This is a genomic window from Asticcacaulis tiandongensis (assembly GCF_006475605.1).
In the GTDB taxonomy this organism is placed as follows: Bacteria; Pseudomonadota; Alphaproteobacteria; order Caulobacterales; family Caulobacteraceae; genus Asticcacaulis; species Asticcacaulis tiandongensis.
On sequence record NZ_SSBC01000021.1, the window covers coordinates 1 to 20,296 of the forward strand.

16 protein-coding genes and 1 pseudogene are annotated in these 20,296 nt (G+C 53.3%); 4 read left to right on the plus strand and 13 right to left on the minus strand.

Translation table 11 applies throughout. The features are described from left to right. The first annotated feature begins 225 nt into the window (after window positions 1-225). The 3 genes and pseudogenes from tnpC (at window position 226) to E5201_RS13395 (ending at window position 2,847) form a co-directional block, all read left to right on the plus strand. Window positions 226-1,785 carry an IS66 family transposase gene (gene tnpC, locus E5201_RS13390; protein WP_140986887.1) on the plus strand — a complete coding sequence of 520 codons (1,560 nt, stop codon included), beginning with the start codon at window positions 226-228 and terminating at the stop codon, window positions 1,783-1,785. Between the two features lie 18 nt (window positions 1,786-1,803). Then, window positions 1,804-1,947 (plus strand): annotated as a pseudogene (locus tag E5201_RS15150) (transposase); the annotation flags it as partial. 60 nt (window positions 1,948-2,007) lie between these two features. Next, a complete protein-coding gene (locus tag E5201_RS13395) occupies window positions 2,008-2,847 on the plus strand; it encodes an IS3 family transposase (protein WP_425456585.1) in 840 nt (279 codons plus the stop codon). A 116-nt stretch (window positions 2,848-2,963) separates the two neighbouring features. Here E5201_RS13395 and E5201_RS13400 read toward each other — a convergent pair whose 3' ends face one another. The 10 genes from E5201_RS13400 to E5201_RS13445 form a co-directional block, all read right to left on the minus strand. Further along, on the minus strand, window positions 2,964-3,377 hold the full coding sequence (locus tag E5201_RS13400) for a hypothetical protein (RefSeq protein WP_140986889.1): 414 nt from the start codon (window positions 3,375-3,377) through the stop codon (window positions 2,964-2,966). Window positions 3,378-3,391: 14 nt separating this feature from the next. Then, window positions 3,392-7,858 carry an RHS repeat domain-containing protein gene (locus E5201_RS13405; RefSeq protein ID WP_140986891.1) on the minus strand — a complete coding sequence of 1,489 codons (4,467 nt, stop codon included), beginning with the start codon at window positions 7,856-7,858 and terminating at the stop codon, window positions 3,392-3,394. Window positions 7,859-8,252: 394 nt separating this feature from the next. Beyond that, a complete protein-coding gene (locus E5201_RS13410) occupies window positions 8,253-8,792 on the minus strand; it encodes an RHS repeat domain-containing protein (protein ID WP_140986893.1) in 540 nt (179 codons plus the stop codon). A 161-nt stretch (window positions 8,793-8,953) separates the two neighbouring features. Further along, window positions 8,954-9,682, minus strand: a complete 729-nt coding sequence (locus tag E5201_RS13415) for a hypothetical protein (protein ID WP_140986895.1) — start codon at window positions 9,680-9,682, stop codon at window positions 8,954-8,956. Next, window positions 9,669-11,534, minus strand: a complete 1,866-nt coding sequence (gene gspD / locus E5201_RS13420) for a type II secretion system secretin GspD (protein WP_246050770.1) — start codon at window positions 11,532-11,534, stop codon at window positions 9,669-9,671. The genes E5201_RS13415 and gspD overlap by 14 nt, the downstream gene beginning before the upstream one ends. Before the next feature lie 109 nt (window positions 11,535-11,643). Continuing rightward, on the minus strand, window positions 11,644-12,114 hold the full coding sequence (locus E5201_RS13425; protein WP_140986899.1) for a hypothetical protein: 471 nt from the start codon (window positions 12,112-12,114) through the stop codon (window positions 11,644-11,646). Further along, complete coding sequence (locus E5201_RS13430) at window positions 12,111-12,614, minus strand: hypothetical protein (RefSeq protein ID WP_140986901.1); 504 nt, start codon at window positions 12,612-12,614, stop codon at window positions 12,111-12,113. Before E5201_RS13430 ends, E5201_RS13425 begins: the two co-directional genes overlap by 4 nt. Beyond that, window positions 12,611-13,357, minus strand: coding sequence for a hypothetical protein (locus E5201_RS13435; RefSeq protein WP_140986903.1), 747 nt, complete (start codon window positions 13,355-13,357; stop codon window positions 12,611-12,613). Before E5201_RS13435 ends, E5201_RS13430 begins: the two co-directional genes overlap by 4 nt. Window positions 13,358-13,475: 118 nt before the next feature. Beyond that, complete coding sequence (locus E5201_RS13440; RefSeq protein ID WP_140986905.1) at window positions 13,476-13,994, minus strand: prepilin-type N-terminal cleavage/methylation domain-containing protein; 519 nt, start codon at window positions 13,992-13,994, stop codon at window positions 13,476-13,478. Then, complete coding sequence (locus E5201_RS13445) at window positions 13,991-14,320, minus strand: hypothetical protein (protein ID WP_140986907.1); 330 nt, start codon at window positions 14,318-14,320, stop codon at window positions 13,991-13,993. The genes E5201_RS13440 and E5201_RS13445 overlap by 4 nt, the downstream gene beginning before the upstream one ends. A gap of 164 nt (window positions 14,321-14,484) precedes the next feature. Between E5201_RS13445 and E5201_RS13450 the strand changes: the two genes are divergently transcribed. After that, window positions 14,485-15,138, plus strand: coding sequence for a hypothetical protein (locus tag E5201_RS13450; protein WP_140986909.1), 654 nt, complete (start codon window positions 14,485-14,487; stop codon window positions 15,136-15,138). Between the two features lie 123 nt (window positions 15,139-15,261). Here the strand turns inward: E5201_RS13450 and E5201_RS13455 are convergent, their stop codons facing one another. The 3 genes from E5201_RS13455 to E5201_RS13465 are packed head-to-tail and all read right to left on the minus strand — an operon-like array spanning window position 15,262 to window position 20,290. After that, window positions 15,262-15,591, minus strand: coding sequence for a ribonuclease E inhibitor RraB (locus tag E5201_RS13455; protein WP_140986911.1), 330 nt, complete (start codon window positions 15,589-15,591; stop codon window positions 15,262-15,264). A gap of 17 nt (window positions 15,592-15,608) precedes the next feature. Continuing rightward, window positions 15,609-18,029 carry an RHS repeat-associated core domain-containing protein gene (locus tag E5201_RS13460; protein ID WP_140986913.1) on the minus strand — a complete coding sequence of 807 codons (2,421 nt, stop codon included), beginning with the start codon at window positions 18,027-18,029 and terminating at the stop codon, window positions 15,609-15,611. Further along, window positions 17,942-20,290 carry a hypothetical protein gene (locus E5201_RS13465; RefSeq protein ID WP_140986915.1) on the minus strand — a complete coding sequence of 783 codons (2,349 nt, stop codon included), beginning with the start codon at window positions 20,288-20,290 and terminating at the stop codon, window positions 17,942-17,944. The genes E5201_RS13460 and E5201_RS13465 overlap by 88 nt, the downstream gene beginning before the upstream one ends. Window positions 20,291-20,296 lie beyond the last annotated feature (6 nt).

Sequence of the window (20,296 nt, forward strand, 5' to 3'; positions counted from 1 at the left end):
TCTTGGGAAAATAAGGCTGAAGCCGGGCCATCTGCTCGTCCGTCAGCCAATAAAGGTCACTCATAATCCACACTCCTCAGGAGCATGAATCAGATCACTACAACAAAATCAATGGGTCCTGAGCCTAGAAGCGCGTGCACCCGAGGCCGTGGAATAGCTGCGACAAGATGACTCGGTGGACCTTTTAGGTAGGCGGTCGTAAGCGGATTTTGTTAGATTGCCGCCATGCTCAACCCCGCCAACTTGCCTGATGACATAGCGGTTCTCAAAGCCATGCTGGTGGCTTCTGAGGCCCGTAATCTGCGCAAGGATGAGCGGATCGAGCGACTTGAGAAACTGGTTGCGGCCTTCAGGCAAGCGGCCTTCGGGCGGAAGTCCGAGAAGAGCCATCCGGATCAGTTTGAGCTGGCGCTGGAGGATCTGGAAACCGCTATTGCCGCGATCCATGCTGAGGAGGAGGCTGATGCGCCTGGCGGCAAACGGCCAGCAAAGCCACGCGCCGTCAATCGCGGAGGGTTACCCGGGCATCTGCCCCGTATCGAGGAAGTTATTGAGCCTGACAGTCTGATCTGTACCTGCGGCAACGGCTTACACTGCATTGGTGAAGACAGGTGCGAGCGGCTGGACGTGGTCCCGGCGCAGTTCCGTGTCATCGTCACCCGCCGCCCTAGATATGCCTGCCGGGCCTGCACGGATGGCGTCACTCAAGCCTCTGCTCCGGCGCGCCTCATTCCCGGTGGCCTGCCGACGGAAGCGACTGTGGCCCATGTGCTGGTCAGTAAATATGCCGACCATCTGCCCCTGTATCGGCAGGCCCAGATCTATAGCCGTCAGGGCATTGACCTTGATCGGTCTACGCTGGCTGACTGGGTTGGTCGCGCCGCGTTCGAGTTGCGCCTGGTGTTCGACGCCCTGATCGCTGATCTGAAGCGATCCACCAAGCTCTTCATGGATGAAACCCGCGCCCCTGTGCTTGATCCCGGCGCCCGCAAAACGAAAACCGGATACTTCTGGGCGCTGGCCCGCGATGACCGACCGTGGCAGGGCGCAGCACCGCCCGGTGTGGCCTTTACCTATGCCCCCGGACGCGGCGGGCAACATGCCGAACATATCCTGCAGGGCTTCGGCGGTATCCTGCAGGGCTTCGGCGGTATCCTGCAGGTGGATGGCTATGCCGGTTATAATCGCCTGATCGCACCCGACCGTATCGGCCCGCAGATACGGCTGGCCTATTGCTGGGCGCACGCCCGCCGCAAACTGTTCGAGATCACCCGCAATGGCCCTGCGCCGATAGCCGAAGAAGGCCTCAGGCATATGGCTGATCTGTACAAGATCGAAACGGACATCCGCGGCGGCACCCCAGAGACCCGACTGGCCGCCCGGCAATTACGATCAGCCCCCTTAATCGCCGATATAGAAGCGTGGCTCAACACCCACCGCAGCCGTGTCGCCGCCAAATCGCCGCTGGGTGAGGCGTTGAATTACATCGCCAGATACTGGTCGGGTCTCTGCCTGTTCCTCGACGATGGCCGTATCGAACTGGACAACAACAGTGTTGAACGCACGATCCGGCCTATTGCGCTGAACCGGAAAAATGCCCTCTTTGCCGGCCATGACGCCGGGGCCCAGAACTGGGCCATCATCGCGTCACTGATCGAAACGTGCAAACTGAGCGGTATCGATCCCCATGCCTACCTGACCAACACCCTAAGGGCCATCGCGGGCGGACATAAGCAAAGCCAGATCGAACACCTTCTTCCTTGGAACTACGCCGTCAAGGTGTGAACGAAACACCGCTTACCGACATTTTACAAACTGAAAGCAAAATACGGCGGCCTGGAGGTATCTGAAGCTCGGCGGCTGAAGTCGCTTGAGGATGAGAACGCCAAGCTGAAGCGGCTTTTGGCAGACGCCATGCTCGACAATGTCGTGCTCAAAGATCTTCTGGGAAAGCCCTGACGACACCACAGCAATGGCGCGAGGCAGCGCTCAGGGCTCTGCGGGATCATGACATCTCGCAGCGCCGGGCCTGCCGGCTCGTCGGTGTCGATACAAAAACGGTCCGCCGCGAAGCGCCACCGGATCATCCGGATATTCGCCAGGAAAATGCAGAAGATTGCCACAGAGCGCCGACGCTTCGGCTACCGCCGCGTCGGTGTCATGCTGGCACGCAAAGGCATCAGAATGAACCATAAGAAGCTCTACCGGCTTTATCGCGAGGAAGGGTTATCGGTGCGCCGACGCCGGGGTCGCAAACGCGCTCAGGGCTCACGTACGCCGATCCCAACCTCACTTCGTCCGAATGATCGCTGGTCGCTGGACTTTTTGTCTGACACCTTTGGCGCCCGTCGCTTCCGCATCCTCGCGGTCAACGACGACTGCTGCCGCGAAAACCTGTGTTTGGTCGCCGATACAAGCCTTTCTGGCGCAAGGGTGGCAGGTGAGCTCGATGCGCTGGTGCGTCTGTATGGAAAGCCTGCGTCGATCGTCTCAGACAACGGCACCGAGTTTACCAGTCGCGCCATCCTGGACTGGGCCAATCGCAATGGCGTTGCCTGGCACTATATCGACCCGGGCAAACCACAGCAAAACGCCTACATCGAGAGCTTCAATGGCAGCCTGCGCGACGAACTGCTCAACGAGGAAATCTTCGACAGCTTAGCCGATGCACGGCGTAAGCTGGCCTTGTGGCGGTATGACTACAACAATGTCAGGCCGCACTCTTCCCTGGACAACCAAACACCGGCCGCCGCACGCCGAGCGCTCGAGCTGTTGGATAGCTCCGCGCACGGCGCGCTTGCCCATCAACAAACCCATGAATATTATACCGCCAGACTCTCGTTATGACTGAGGGATCGGCAGGGGGCAGGTCAATACTCAGCGCTACACATGGCGGGAAATACGGGCGAGTGGCCCAATTCGCGGCGTAGATATAACTTGAAGATTTGGCCCAGAAGCAAAAATCAACTCACTGGGAGTTCACGATCTGGCCTAACGATTAACCAAAAAACTGTAGAGACCAGAACGCCAATAAATATGGAGACTAAAAATATAAATATCACTGACATTCCACCATCACCAAATGAAAACATGTTTATTATATTTTTGTAAAAAATAATAAATGAAATTAATGTAGATACAAAAACTCCAAAAATATTATATATCAATAAATTTCTCAAATTTACACTAACAAAGAATAAGTGTGCGGGAATTCCAATTACAATAATTACTGGATACCCCAACATAGCACATAATTTCAACGCCCATACACCTTCTGAAATATTGCCAAAAATAGATACAAATAAAAATAATATTCCAGGCGTTATGGGAGATATAAATATTGCTGCAATTAATCTAATGGTGGAATGTTTTAACATTGCTGACCTCGAATTTAACATCCTAGTCCAATTTTTGCTGTACAATATGGAGATGGCGATTGCGCGGGTGCTGAACGAGGCTTTTGCCCTTCCCAAACGCCATTAATCATGTCTGCGAACGGTGAGCTAGGTGATTGCAGAGAGGCCGTACCTTCACCCCAATTATTAATTATAGTGCCGTCACTAGTTTGGTTCACTTCACGGACTACGATACCTGATTCAAGCGGGTGCCCAGATGTTGTTACATTCACAACCACCTCTTTTCCACTTACTTCATTAGTTACGATAAATGAAGTTACCGGGCTAATAGCTTGAGGAACTAACCCGCCAATAACAGGCGTAGCGTCATTTTTAGTGCCCTCCACGCTGGCAGGTTTGGGTGATCCAGGTGTAGGATTATTTTCAACATACCTTTTTGTTTCTTCTACATTTTTGCTGCTTTTGGCTGTAACGCTATAAGCATGATAGTTTTTTGATTCTGTGGTAAAATCTACAAAACCTTTTTGTTGGGTAAATGAAACTTTATAATTTACAGAAGTACATGTAGTTTTACTATCTGCCGTCACACAGTCTGTCCCCGTCGGATCTTTACCATTTATGGGATCCCCTGCGACGTATGCATAGAGGTTGAGGTCGTCTTTTGACCCGATGGGATCCGTCTGTAGGAACCTTCCCAAGTTGGGATCATAGACTCTAGCCTTGTAGTAGTAGAGCTCTGCTTCGGGCATTATGGTCTGGCCGGTGTAGCGAAACTTACTTGCTCCCGTCCAGCTTTCCACATTGGCAGCGTTCTTCGGCTCACCATAGGGACCATACTTGTACAGTTCCGTCAGAACACTTGAGCCATTGGTGTAGGCAATCACACTGCCCTGATAGTTCTGGTAGAAATAGCGACGGCTTGTGGTGTCGATATTGCTGCCCTCGAACCACACCACAGGCTCATCCACACCTGTGCCATGCACATAGCGCCTAAGAACCGTCGAGCCGTTATATTCCCCGATCAGGTTTACACCGTCATACAGATAGGTCGTGACCGTACTGCCCGATGTATATTTGCTCAATCTGCCTTCCGGATCATATTCCAGTGTCAGGTTGGCACCGCCCCCCGTGGCCGTCAGAAGACGGTTCTCCACATCATAGGTAAAGGTGCGGGTGTCATCCTTGGTCAGGTTGCCGCGTAAGTCATAACCACCCGGCATAACTGCAAAGGTCGTGTCACGGTTCAGGCCGTCATAAACCCTGTTATCCGGTGGGGGGGCCGTCAGTTCCTTATATTCGTATGATGCATTGCTGGCCCCCAGGGTGGTGATCTGGCTGGCCGGATTATAGGCAAACGTCCAGTTTACATCATAAGCCGTATTGGCCAGATCGAGGTTCATCCCCGTCAGGCGGCCCACCGCATCATAGCTGTAGCCGGTTGAGCCACCCGTCTTGTTCAGGGCTGATCTCAGACCATTATTGTTATAGGTCTGGGTAAACAGACTACCCGCGGTCGAATGTGTCACACCGGTCAGGCGGTTGAGATAATCCACACTGTAGGTCAGGTAATGCGCGGTCTCAGGGAAGGTCAGGCGTGATCTGGCCCCGGCCTGATTGTACAGGTAGCTGACCGTGCGGCTATTCATATCCGTGATAGAGGTCACCCGACCCAGCGCATCATAGGCATAGGACACCCCTGCCCCGCTGTGGGAGCCAAAGCGCTTGTGGATGATGCCCCCCAGCAGATTGTAGCGGATATAGACATCCTTCGCCGTCCCGCCCGGAATATCGCGGAACACTTCGCGGTTCAGATTGTCATACTGGAACCCGATGATCTGACCATCCCGACGCCGGTGTGTCAGGCGATTACCATTGGCATCATAGGTGTAGGCTTCGTAGTCGGTCGTGGAGGAGCTGTTTGCGCCTGCCGTGGTTACCGGGTAACGCAGTTTGCTCAGACGGTCAAAGCCATCGTATTCCAGTGTCGTACGGTTATTATTTGCATCCCGCTCTGATGTTTTCAATCCGTTGAGAGCATAGGTATAGCGGGCATAAAAACGCTCGATCGGCGTCCCTGCAGCCTGTTTAACCTCTGTCACCTTTCCCATATTGTCATATGCATAGCGGATAATACGATCCGGACCATGCGGGCCCTGAGCAGACAAAGTGCAGGCGCTAACCGGCAGAGTACCATAAACGGCCGGATTCATCCGTGTGGCCACACACAAGGGCCGCAGGTCATCATCATAAGAGGTTTGAGTCAGGGAGATTACGGTATTGCCGTCCTTGACCTTTACAACAGTGGGCATACCATAGGGATCATAAACCGTCTCTGTTTGTGACACAGACTGGAAGTTGGCCCAATCCGTGTCCGTAATACCAGCCACCAGCCCTTTCTCGACCAGCTTCAGTTGCCCATCCAAATTATAAGTATAGCGTTCTGCCGATCTCAGAAGCGGGCCGCTGCCGTCAGGATCCGGGCCAATCATTCCCGTCTTCTGACGTGCGAGGTCATAACGATAGTAGCTTTTATCAACGGTACCGGGCAAGGGGCCATCTTCGGCAATCAAGTTCCCGACAACGTCATATTCATAAGTGGTTCCGGAAACCGTAACGCCATCGCCCGAAGACACCGTAACGGCAGTTTTGAACAGATTGTTGTGGTTATATTCAAATGATGTAATGCGCTCATTTGCCGTGCCCGCACAGGTCGCAGCCAAGGTGCATTCGGATATGCTTGACACAAGATATATAGGATCGGAATCCACAAGAACACCAAGAGCGTTCTTTATTTTCGCCCGATATTGCTGATATGTGTACCGTTTTTGCGGACGTATACCATTAGCATCCGCAGGAAGGGTTTCTGTCAATATACCGCCATGTACCGGAGAATACGTGTAATCTGTTTGATTGCTAAGCGCATCTCTCACCCACACGGGTTTGTTGCAGATTTTTATATTAACACAATTTGGATCATAAAAAACACTTATAATCCGGTCTGTTAATCCCGATCCCGGCTTTGCTTTCGTTTTATGTTCTATGATATTATAACGGTTGTCATACACATAATTTCCCTCAGGGGAATCTATTGCACTGGATATATTTATATTCGGTTCGATCATATTCAAATAACTATATGACTGAATAAATCCGTTAGGGTTATTTATCTCTGTTATTTGAGACCTGTCATAGTTACTCTTTATGATGGTAGTGTTGTTAAATGGATCCTTAACACTAATTGTTCTGGAGCCCGATCCAAACCACGGCGCATAAGGCGTAGGCTGGGTTCCCGTAGTTGGAGTATAAGTCCATTTCTTTTTGCCCGATGGATCGTTCGTCGTATAATAGGTGTGTTGTACAGTGTTATCGCCAAGCCTGGGCGCGAGACCACTGGTGCTGGTCTTCGCAAAGGCGTAGTTGCTTACCGTGGATTGCCTGATTAAGTCCCAATACGGAAAATCCCACCCCGATGGTTGAGATGGACCAGCATTGGGATTGGCAACTGAGATGCAGCAAAATTCTATTTTACCCAATATATTCTGATATTTTTCTACTCCCAGCGGGGACCTGGAATAGGAGACGGCAATCTCATATGCTTTCCCGCTACTGTGTGAAGGACTATTTATTACCGTTGCATAATCGTAAACCCATGTTCTGTTCAGTGAGTCTTTAACTTGAACGACGGGGACATTAACTCTGCCTCTATTATTCTCTGTTGTGTATGTATATGTTGTGCTCGGCCATGTTTGACTGAATGTACATTGGATCGCTTCGGGATCGCAAAAATCCACCGAAGTATTAATGGCTGTTATTTTAGATACACGGCTAACCGTAGCATCCGTGGTGCTAACAGGTGTGTATCTTATCATCCAACCTTTATTGCTGGAAACACTCTTCAGACTACGAATAACTCTTGCGGGATAGGTAATAGTTATTCCACCAGATGTAACAGTCGACGAAGGAATATTCACTGTCCAATAATAAAACCGTATGATTTCTCCATCCGGTCTGTGAATGGTTTTTAAAAGACCTTCGTTATAGCCTACGCCTGATTCATTTTTTAAATTCGTATCATAAGTGTATAATGTCCCGTCGGGGCGAGTTATGGTTGATCCGGAGTATGAGGATTTACTGGGGGTATTCCAACCGAACATCTCGGCTCCGTCACCGAATGTGGCCGTTACGCGCTTGGCATGATCTGGAAAGTTGTAGCTGGCGTTTAACCCGGCGAATAGATTATCTCCATATGGAAAAGCACGCGCACTAGACGTTCGGCTCAGTCCGCTTTCAGGCGTACCAATGGAAAGGTTGGCGATACTGTAAGTCGGACTCAAAGTAATTAGGTCTATGCCGTTATCATCAACAGCACGAGCTGCTGGTGGGGGAGGTATTTGCGCCCAAGTTGTGCAGGGAGTGGCGATTCCTGCATATAACGGCCATGAAAGTGCTAAATATCCTGCTCGGGAGAGTAACATTTTTTTCAGATATACAGAATTTCTCATGACCCACCCCTCTAATGTTACAAAGAATATTTATAATTCACTTTAAGTAATAAATTCACTCTCGACTAATTATGACCTGCGCAGAAGTTGTGTTTCCGATTTTGTCTTTCACAGTGAAAGTGTATGTCTTTGTTGTCTGTGCCGGTATATCTATATGAAGCCCGCCCTCGGGTGAGCTCAGAGTGATCTTCGATCCACTAACAGACTTACATTGAGCTGTAAGATGCTCGGGTAAAAGCTCAAAGGCCACGCCCGTTTCCTCAGGTAACCCCGACAGGGGAATGACCAAATTCTGACAAGTTAACTCAGTCGTTTGTGTTTGCGCGACATTCGCCATCATCAAGAGTCCAGTTGTTAAGCAAAATACCTGTTTGAGAAGTCTCATATGCTCCCCCTAGTTACGAATATAGGTGATTGTGCCGGTACCTGTGCCGCCGTTCCCGTCTGATACGGTGAAGTTTGTATGGACCGTCTGATTGGCACCAATCGTAAAGGTCCGCGGCATAGCGGGGGAAGTTACGATGAGTGTGTCGCCATTCGCATCTGTACAACGGCCTATAACCTGAGCGGCCGTAATCGTAATGGATATCCCAGGTGCACCGGGAATATATCCCATGTTTACTGTCTGATTGGTACAGACAGGTGCCGTATTGCTGCCGCCCCCGCCTCCGGAAGAAGATGAAGACGACGATGACGAACCGCTGCCAGAGGTGCAGGTTCCGCCCGTACCTGTGGCGGCCCTTACAATCTGGGTGCGGTTACCGGCTGCATCATACTGATAGGTGATCTTCGTACTGTCGGGATAACAGACCGATGTCACACGCCCCAAAGCATCGTAACTGTATTGAGTATTCCCCGACATAACGCTGGAGGCTCCGGCGACCGCACAGATCACCCCGACAATGGCCACACGGCCATAGATTTTCCGTGACATTCCCCCCGCCCCTGTATGTTTCTCGAAACTCGAGGTTTCATCTCTTGGTAACAGACAACCGCGTTATGTCATTCCCGTCAAGAGGGAAGTTTATATGCAATGCACCAATCAGGAGAAGTTTCTTGTCTAGGGGGCAATTTCAAAAAGTGTTCAGCCTTGCCCTAACCACACTCCGGCAGGGTTGCTAGGCTGTAATCTTCGGAGACGATTACACCGTAGGCTTTGACCGGATCACCGGTAAAGCGCACCAGTTGTTCCCGTATGATTTGCCCCGTGATAGCCCTCAGGCGCCAGATCTGCCCATCCTTTGAACGCACCGTGGTGGATGATGTATCGGTGCGTGGCTCTTCTGTCGGTGAGGCATAGCCATAGGGTGAGAACAGCCGCCTGACGCAGTCATTTCTTGGCCAGTGTAAGGTGTTTGTTGTATCTGCCGGCGGACTGCCGATCAGTGCCAGAAGATCATCCTTTTTGAGGCTTTGCGTTTTATGGACCAGCGCCACTTCGCTGACTTCCTGCGCCTGATCTATCGGCCATTTATAGGCTTCCGGCTCGGCAATGACCTTAACAGATTGGCCCTGTATCGTCAGATCGCGCTCGAGACGCGCCTCCTGCGCCATTAGCAGTATGTCCGACGTAATGGAAAGCAAGGCCTCATTCAGCACCTCCTCTGTCCGATAAGCCTGCAACTGACGATCCGAACGCCGCTTCTCCTGCTGGCTTAAGGTAAGCACCGCGACACACAACACCGACAGGATAGCGCACAGTATCAGTGCGCTCAGGGCCGCATAGCCGCAGTCCTTGTCTGCGTGACTGTTTCTGGCACTGTGTTTGGCATAGCTTCCGACCCTATCACCGCCACCATCTCCGGCACTGTCAGAACGGGACAAAGCCCTGCCCTATCAGTTCACGGATATCCGCCCCGAGGCTTGGCCAGACCTGATCGTAGCTGGCATTATCGCGGATCACCTTAACCTGTATCAGCACCACCAGTTCCGTACGGTCTGCCGTCTGTGTGCGCTGCTTGAACAGATTACCGAACACCGGAATGTCTTTCAGAAGCGGTGCCCCGCCCTCGCCTTCGCTCTGTGACGAGGAAATTAGTCCACCCAGAGCCACAACCGTGCCTTCAGGAATGATCAGACTGCTTTCCATGCGCCGTTGCCGGATGGTGGGTGAGTCAATGCCCGAGGTCTGGGTTCGGGCCACAGAACTGACCTCCTGTGTCACATCCATCGACACGCGGTTATCACTGAGGATACGCGGGGTGACCTTCAGCATGACGCCGGTATCACGATAATCAATCGTGCTGATCAGCGGCGCATCGCCATTACTGGTCGACTGGGCGTTCTGGACAATGATCGGCACCTGATCCCCCACCTGAAGCAGGGCCGTGCCGTTCTCACGCACGGTGATCTTGGGTGCCGATACAATACGCACGTCCGACTTGGAGCTCAGGGCATTAATTGCCGCCTTGATATCGCTTCTGAGATAGTTGACCGAGAAGCCCGGTGCCACAGGGGCAAAGTTCGTGGCCTCGGTCGTATAGTTGCTGATCGACAGGCTGCCATTGATGGTCTGCCAGTCAACACCGAAGCTGAACTCGTTGTTGAGAGTCACCTCAAGGATAGAGGCCTCGATAAACACCTGCACGGGCTCACGGTCAATCTCAGCCAGTACGGCCATGACTCTCGGCCGGAGGGATTCGGGCACCGAGATAATCAGGCTGTTGGTGTCCTTGTCCGCCACAATACGCGGCATGGCCTCGTCGCTATAGCCCTGTGATAGTGATGAGGAGGCAGCCGACGGTGCAGACGCAGAGACCGTTTCTCTGGTGGTGGAGGTACCAACAGACGTGCTCGTAGACACGCTGCCACCTGACATTCCTGTTGTACTGAAGCCCAATGCCTCGTTAAGGGTCTTGGCCAAGGCTTCGGCTGAAGCACCCCTTGGGCGATAGACCGTGACCTTCAGGCTCTCGTCATTGGAGGGGACATCGAGGCGGGTGACCCAGTTCTGCACCTGATCAAGCGCTTCGGCAGATTTGGAAAAGACAAACAAGCCGTTCAGCCGCCGCAGGGGCATGACCGTCACCCCGTGGGCGCCAGCCTGTTTCAGCACCTGTCCGAGATCGGCTGAGACGGTAGCCGCACTGGCATTATACAGCGGATAATAGCGGATCCGCGCATCGGTCAAAGGACTCTGGTCAAACAGGCGCACCGAACTGAGGGCGGTTTCAATCTCGTCATGCGTACCGCCCAGCAGCAACAGGCCCAGATCATCGGAACTGAACAATACGAGCTTGTCGCGTGACAGGCTGGTCAGCACCTTGGCGATTTCACTCGGCAGTGCATACTGAATGGGCACGGCGCGTACCTGATAACCGATACGCGCGGTCGCACCGCCATCAGTGTTGATACTGGCACCGATCTGGGCCGACTTGCGGGACTTGAGGACGACAAAGTCCCCTTCCCTGACCAGAACCACCTCATAGGCATTCAACGCCCCTTCAAAGGCCGCCAGCAGCTGCGCCGCGCTCAGGCGCTGCTCTATGTGGAAGTTCATGCGTCCGGTGACACCGGGATCAACCCGGTAGGCCACTCTCAGGCCCTGCCCCAGCACTTCGTCGGCAACCTGCGAGATCTCTGCGTCACGAAAATTATAGACATAGGTCTGGGCACCGGCACTCTGTGCCAGACTCCCTATCGGGGTGCCAAACACCAGCACACATATCAAACCCACTACTCTTATCAGCCCCATCATCCGCCCTTTAAAGGTATCTCTGTTTCGTGCCTGTCAGGCCCGCCGCCTTACGCAACACTTCTGTCATTCGTTCGTCACTAAACGGGCGTCAATTGTTCGCCGCCTGCGCTGCCGCCTCGGCGCTGAAGTCCACCGTCCGGATGCCGACCGGCGTATCAAAGCGCACCGATCTCGGCCCCACTTCCAGCAACCGGATATCGCCCTGCAGTTCATTGACCCGCATCCACTGTTCCGGCCCGCCATCTATGGACACCAGTGCGGCCTTGCGTCCCGGTGATATAGCCACCCCAAGCAGACGCACACCCGCCTCCTTATAGGCGGCTGGTCCCGTGGACATGATGAAGATCGGCGTTTGCAGCATGACCGAGGTGTCCGGCGCTTGCGCCTGTGCCGCTTGCGCCGGTTTGGGCAGACGCTTCAGGCTATCATTTATGGTCGTCAGTCGTGCCTGATCCTCTGCGGTCGGATCCACCAGCAGCAACAGAGCGGTGCCGAGCAGGGCAGCACCAGCCATACCGAACGAGAGCGTTTTGATGTCGGAGAAGCTCAGGCCGGTCATTTGCAAAACACCCGCCCCTCAAGTTCCAGTTCGACGCGATCGGTACGGTTACGCAAGGCCAGACGGTCAATATATAAAACCGGACGGAAGCGATCGATAGCCTCAAGCGTCGAGACCGCCGCCTCATAGGCCCCTGAGGCCTTCAGCCTGACCGGATGGGCCATGAGCGGGGCCTTTGTGTTGGTCGCCACAGCGGTACCGACACTGATATCGGCAATCTCAAGCCCCGCGCCACTGACAGCAAGGCCCAGTTGATCCTGCCAGACCCCGTTCAGCTTGCCGGCACAGACCGACCCCGGCCCGAAGTAAGCGACATCGCCCTTGAGGCTGGCGGTGCGCTGTAAAGCCTGCAGTCTGGTCTCCAGTGTCTCCAGACGCGTCTCGGCCTCTGTCGGACGCCCAAGCCACAACAGGACCAAGCTAAGAACAACAATGGCCACACCGGCCAGAACCGCCAGAGGCTTACCGGCAAGCAATCTCAACAGGTTCGTCAGGCTCATTGGCCCGCTCCGTAGCTTACCCACAGCCAGGTATCCCGGCGCACCGGCCGGTCGGCCTTCTGCATCGATACGCTGCCCTCATTCAACGGGGCCGCATCACCTTTAACTTCTAAGGCCCAGTCACCCCCCTCCCACAGAAAGCTGTCTATCCGTGCATGCGGGTTCTTTGCCGTGGTCACCGTCTGCAGGGCGGCAAGTACATCAGCCGCCTTGCGACCTCTGACACCGATCTCCTCAAGGGTGCGGGCATTGGCCTGTGCGGTGGCCCCTGTGCTGATCTGTCTTGCCGTACGCTCCACCACCTGTTCCAGACGCGCCAGTTCGGCTTCCGCCGCCGCGCGTCGTTTGAGCGTCAGGGCCACCTGCCCGCTTAAGCACACAAGGGTCAGCAAAATCAGACCCGTTACTGTGGCCTGCTGTCGGAGCTGTTCGGCCTGTTTGCGGCGTGACGGCACGACAATCGATACTGGCCGACCCTGCACCTCGATAGTGAAGCTTAAACCTTCGGCCGCTTCCTGCCCTTTTAGGTAGATGGCGACAAACCGCCCGCCTTGCCCCGGTCGCCAGGGAGACAGCCGCCGCACCACAATAGTTGGGGCCAGCCCACTTGAGGCGGCCGTTACAGGCGACGTATGGTGCGCCTCTAGACGCGCCGCCCGCATCTGATCCCACGGCAGGGCCGAGGGAACATTGACAATACGGGTAAAGGGTTTGGCCGCAGACGGCGCATTCAGCGCGTTCATTCCTGTGCTCCCCCTCTGCGCGAACGCATCCCAAAAAGTGTGACGCATCTTTTTGGACAAAGATGCGCGATAAAACGAGAATTGAGCGCCGATCTGATCCTAACAGATCGGAAAACGCTCAAGGTTCAGGCCACCGGCACTGGCGGGTGATCATGTCAAATTGGCAATCCGCCGGATGATCAATCCTGAGTTCCACCGTTGTCGCCACCGTGCCTGTTTCATCGTACAAGATCAAGCCTGCAAGACGTTCATTTACAACTTCTGATGCCTCTTCTTCGGTAAGGCTGTCATATGACCAACGGGCATATTCCTGACCGGCGATGACGTAGGCCAGACGGTAGCCTGTCGGCGTCACAACCCGACAAGGGGCCTCCTCCTGACAGTCATAGCTGAACCCCTGCCCGTCCCCTGACAGGTGCGCGACCCGCAAAGGTTCCAGAGGCGCGATCTGGCGGCGTAAATCGGTTTCGGCGTTACGCTGTTCACGGCCCAGGTCCCTGATCACAGTCACCCGATCCTGACCGCGGGCCACCAGACGCGCGACCTGCAACACACCGGCCAGTGACAGGCTGATCAGCAACAGCGCGATCAGGGTTTCTGTCAGGGTAAAGCCCTGATCGGTCTCTCTCTCGCTCATAGGCTCTGCACCCTGTGACACCAGCGCAGGCCTTCGAAGCGGTAGGTCTGTGCAGAGCGGACAGGCTTCAGTGTCAGGTTGATGCGGCACAGCACCTGCGGGCCGAATTTTTCTTCACGCACACCTGCCTGATAGATCATCTTCCCCTCGGTGCCGCTATAGTCACCCACCTGTCGGGGCAGAACGGCAAACAGTTTCTGGGCCACGAGAAGCGCCTCAGATTGACGGCTGGCCGTCTGGCTATATTGACCGGACAGGCTCAGGGCTGTCAGGACAATGCCCAGCATCAGGCTGCTGATCATCACCCCGATCAGCGCGTCAACCATGACAAAGCCAGAGTCCCTGTTTGCCCCGTCGTCCATAGACGAAATTTACCCCATATTCTTTGTATCTTAGCCTATCAGATCAGTTTGCCCGTCACAACAAAGCGTGTACCTTCACCCGCATGAGGGGAACCCGAACAAACCAACCGTTTAGCAAGCGTGTACTCATGGGTGCAGGCTTTACCCTGCTCGTACATGCCGGCCTGATGGCCTATTTTCTGTTCCCGTCAGAGCATTATCCCCCGATGGACGGCCTTGACGGTCTGGATACCGGCACACTGTTGGGGGCAGAGATTGCCATGGATGTGTCTCTGGTTAGTCCGTCACCGGCAACGACGAGCTATACCTCACCGCAGTCAACAGACTCACCCTTTATGAAGTTCATGCCACTGGTCGAGCGAACACCGGCCAGCAGCAGCGTGAAACCCTTGTGGACGGGACAGCCGACCCTGATGTCAGCTTCCGAGGCCCTGGGCGAGGATATGTTTGCACCATCCGCACCAGCCTCACAGGGTGATCCGACCGGCAGCACATCCGAGGCCCAAGCCAGTCAGCCGCCGAGTGATCTGTGGAAAGCCATTGAACCCTGCTGGAAGCGGCTTGCCGATAAAAACACCGTACCGGTAACGCTTAAGGTCACCTTCTCCCCCTTGGGCAATCTGGCCAAACCGCCGGAGATCGAACGCGAACCCGGCGCCCCCCTCACCGATCAGCTTATGCGCTCGGAAAATCAGGCCATCATGGCCCTCTCACAGTGCGGACCCTATCTCATGGCCTTCGGGCAGGCGAATGTAAGAGTGAGGTTTCCGGGAGGGGGATAAGAGAACGTTAACAGGAACCTGAAACAGAGTGAGTGAATCTTCGATCGAGTCCCCATTTTTCCCTTCGCAAGAGGTATAATATTTCCCTTAATTCAGGAGAGGCTTTCCACAAAAAATCAGATATCATTTTTGGAAACATCCCCAACCATCGTTATGGCCGTTTAATGGCGTAGCAAATTCTGCGATCTTTAATTCAAAACATGTAATTTCATCATAAGAGGGCAGCATATACTTATCTACGGTCACATCCCAAATGGGTAAGGAGCCCATTTCAGTATAATTAATATGCATGCTATCTGCATATGGACTAAATTTATTGCAAAATATATCTGCATTGATATGCGTGTAAAAAACAACTGAGAAGTTTATAGTTCTTTTCAAGCTTAAATCATCCCCACTCTCTTTCATTCTTCTCAATACGATTCCATTTTCATCTTCTGGAAATTCAGACATTGTCTCTCCTAAAATAACTACTCACCATCTTCAATTCTATATCTATCACCAGGCGAACGAATCCTGTTATAGTTTGGGTTTTGGCCCTCCATACGTTTAGATTCATCTTTAAATGCTCGACGAAAATTTTCTGACGGAGTCCAATCGGTTCCGACATGCGCGTCACCTGTACGTCTCTCAACTTGACGAGCGCTCTCTTGAGATCTTAACCGTGACCCCTTTCCATGATATACAGTTCCACTTTCGAAAATATTTGTATACGAACCAGTCTCCTCACGTAATCTATTTCTGCTATTAATATAGCTCTCAACCTGACGCGCTTCGTTCTCACGCCCACGTGTCGCTTCCTGCCCCCTAAGATCATTGAGAATCCTCGTTTGATTTCTAATATCTCTTGCACTTGGCACCCACCTTGGAGGTGCAGCAGACGTTAAGGATGGATGATTAGGGTCAATACGTCTTATTTCATTATTATTACGCTCATAATTCTGCAGTCGCTGAGCTTCAGAATGCGGACGCTCCTGATGCCGAGTGCGTCTACCCGATGTTCCCGTCGGATCAGTTGCGTTAATCGGATCCCCGCCTACGTAAGCATATAGGTTCAGGTCATCCTCACTGCCGATCGGATCGGTTTGGAGGAACCTACCGAACTCGGGATCATAGACCCGGGCCTTGTAGTAGTAGAGCTTCGCCTCTGGCAGGGTTGCCTGGCCGGTGTAACGGAACTTCGCCCCACTCCAGCCCTCGCCGTTTGTGGCGTTCTTCGGCTCTCCATAGGGACCGTACTTGTACAGTTCAGCCAGAACGCTGGAACCGTTGGTATAGGCAATCACACTGCCCTGATAGTTCTGGTAGAAGTAACGACGGCTTGTGGCATCGATATTGCTACCCTCGAACCACACCACAGGCTCATCCACACCCGTGCCATGCACATAGCGCCTGAGAACCGTCGAGCCGTTATATTCCCCGATCAGGTTTACCCCGTCATACAGATAGGTCGTGACCGTGGAGCCTGAGGTGTATTTGCTTAATCTGCCTTCCGGATCATATTCCAGCGTCAGGTTGGCTCCACCACCCGTAGCCGTCAACAGACGGTTCTCCACATCATAGGTGAAGGTACGGCCGCCATCCTTCGTCAGGTTGCCCCGCAGATCATAACCCCCCGGCATAGCCGCTATGGTCGTGTCACGGTTCAGACCATCGAAGGTCTTGTTGACGGTGGAAGCGGCCAGTTCCTTGTAGTCATAGGCGGTACTGCTGGCCCCCAGGGTGGTGATCTGGCTCGCCGGATTATAGGCAAAGGTCCAGTTCACATCATGGGCCGTATTGGCCAGATCGAGGTTCATCCCTGTCAGGCGACCTACCGCATCATAGCTGTAGCTGGTTGAGCCACCCGTCTTGTTCAGCGCTGATCTCAGGCCGTTGTTGTTATAAGTCTGGGTAAACAGACTACCCGCGGTCGGGTGCGTCACACCGGTCAGGCGGTTGAGAGAGTCCACACCATAGGTCAGATACTGCGCGGTCTCGGGGAAGGTCAGACGTTCACGTGTTGATGCCTGATTGTACAGATAGCTGACCGTACGGTTATTCATATCCGTGGTTGAGGTAACCCTACCCAGCGCATCATAGGCATAGGACACCCCTGCCCCGCTATGGGAAGCAAAGCGCTTGTGAATGATGCCCCCCAGCAGGTTATAGCGGATATAGACATCCTTCGCCGTCCCGTCTGGAATATCGCGGAACACCTCGCGGTTCAGATTGTCATACTGGAACCCGATAACCTGACCATCCCGACGCCGGTGTGTCAGGCGGTTGCCATTGGCATCATAAGTATAGGTTTCATAATCCGTTGTGCTGTGTGCGCCGGCCGTGGACAGGGCGGTTGCCTGTGTCGCCGGATTAAAGGCCGACGGTCGTGTGGTCGAGGGATAGTTCAGGCCCGTCAGGCGATCAAACCCGTCATAGGTCATGCGCGTGCGGTTGCCATTGGCATCGATGGAGTCAATGATCTTGCCGTTGGGTGAATAGCTGAAGGTCGAATAGACCCGCTGCACACCCGTTACACCAAACGCCTGCACCACCTGTGTCACCTGACCGGCAGGATCGTAGACGGTCTTCGTAATCCGGTCAGGGCCATGTGTTCCCGCAGATGAATGTGTACAGGCACTGGCCGGCAGGGAGCCATAGACAGACGGGTTCATCCGAACCGCCGCACATTCAGGCCTGCCCACAGCGTCATAGCTGATCTGTGTCACACTCAGCACGGTCTCTGACTGCACCGGCAGAGCCAGAAGCCCCAGACCAAAGGCAAGCGTTCCCCAAACCCGTTTCATCATCACCGCCCCCGGTTTCATGGCTGCACCACTTCGGTCTTCGTCAGACGCCCAACGGCGTCGTAGGTCATCTTCTTCGCAGACGTCCACACGAAGTCGGAACATCCGGTGGGTATCCCCCCGCTCATCGTCACCGTGCCGCAGGTACCCGTCTCCGTACGGGTTTCAAGACCATCCACATCGTAATAATGCTTCACCGTCGGACGCTTCAGCGCACCGCCACCATCAGGATCCGCACCGATCTCCAATATTGGACGTCTGCGGGAATCATAGGTTTTATATGCCGTGTCATCCACATCCGTGCGTGGACCATCGACCATGACCGTATTACCTATCCAGTCATAGCCATAGCTCGTGGTTGTAGAGACCGTATTATTACCATTACGCTTCGTCTCGGAGGTCAGGAACAGGTTCGGATGAGCATAGGCAAACTCGGTGATCTGCTCATCGGCCGTACCCACACAGGACGCCGGATTGCCAGACGTCGCCGTCAAACAGGTCGACACCTTCGTCAACCGCCAGATGTTAGGCGTATTAGGCACCATCGCTAATGGCGCAGTATATTGCGTATAGGTATAACGCATTTGTGGCCTAACCCCATTGGCATCCGCCGGCCCCGTCTCGGTCAGCACACCGCCATGGGCCGGATCATAGGTATAGTCCGTTTGCTTGCCGAGAGCATCACGCACCCAGACCGGCTTGTTGCAAACCTTGGCTGTAGTCTCTGTACAGGTCGAAGGATAAGAGGCCTGAGTAACCTTAGGAGTACTGCCAGCCTTGGGATACTCGCGGACATATGTCAGGCGATTGCGGTCATACTCATAGGTGACATAATTCCCCTCCGGAAAAGTAACCTTCGTCAGATGCACCCCATCTGCGTATTCATATAGGGTCGTCTGTCCGGCTTCATTGGTATCCGAATGAATACGTGTCCCCATGACAACATCGTAGCTCGTCTGCACAATCCGATGATTACCGTCAGGGTCTTCTATATCCACCTGCCAACGGTCTATCATTCCCGCAACACGAGACCATGTGTACTTCCATACACCTCCGCCACGTGTAACTTGCCTGACACAAGTTTCCGATGCGCCGCGTGCCGTTTGCCCCCGACAACCACCCAAAAAACCCAACTGGCTCCACACCACAGAATCGATAGGCAAATAATAATCAACCAGAGTCCGAACAGAACCGGAAGTGTTCTTAATTTTGACCTGATGCAAATAACGATCAAAACTTGCCTCTATGCAATCTGCGAAGCCATTAGGTAACGGAATAAATATATCCGCTGTTCTATTTCCGGTAAACGTATATTCGCCCGGTCCACCAAAATTGTCTTCGCAGATATTCCGATATCTATCTTCTACCTTTTCGTGATAGTAATATGAGTCATTTTCTCCTGACAGACTTACCATGAGACCTTTTATCTGACGCATATCCCAATAATAGTAAATATCGCTAATAGTCACGATTGATCCGTTCTGGAATTGTCCAAACGGATATTCACCACTTAAGCCACCGGTTCCACCGATGGTGACATCAGCGTTACTTCCACTGGGCGCGGACTGATTTGTCAGCGTATATACACTCCATGCATCAGTGGAACTACCCCACATGGAAAACCCTGCGCTGCTGTAAACATTGGACACATAGCTCTTTACGTAAAATTCCGGCGGGCGCCCCATCAACTGTGCAGATGAATCATAACCTGACTGAACCTGTGTCTGGTCGTATACAATATGAACCGTTTCGCCATCCGGTTTTACCAGCTTGGTCAAAATTGCAAATCGGGCATCAACCCCCATGTCACTAGGCATAACGTATGAATAAGGGCTTACAGGTTGCAGGCCATTAAAATGTGCGATCGTGCCATCTGAAGTGGTTAGCTTGACCGCACCATGGAAAAATCCAGTAGGTTCTGTGCCGCCTTCAAGGCTATCCATGCTGCCATCATCAGCAGCACACACATTCGACGAACATAGAAACGTTTTGTTATAGCCCCCGAAATAGATGCGGACATAGGTTTCGTCCTTATTTACCGTTAAGGCAAATTGGGTCTCATTGGCGTAACTATAGGGATCAGCAAACGTAATGCCGCCAGCCAATACACTCCCTGTCGGAAAGTCGGATCCGGTAATAGATTCTGACAAGTTACTGGTGCTAGAGCCAATGGTCACCGACACGGGCGGCGGCATAAACTGGCCAGTTCCGAGGTTCACACCGTTAACATCACGACTGGAAGGCGCATGGGTGCGCATACTGGACACATGATCCGTACTCGCCAGAGCAATTTCGGAAACACTGGTCAACAAAAAACCGGTTATTAAAACAGATGCGAGTGGCTTCCGTGTCACAAATTTCATCATCCCCAC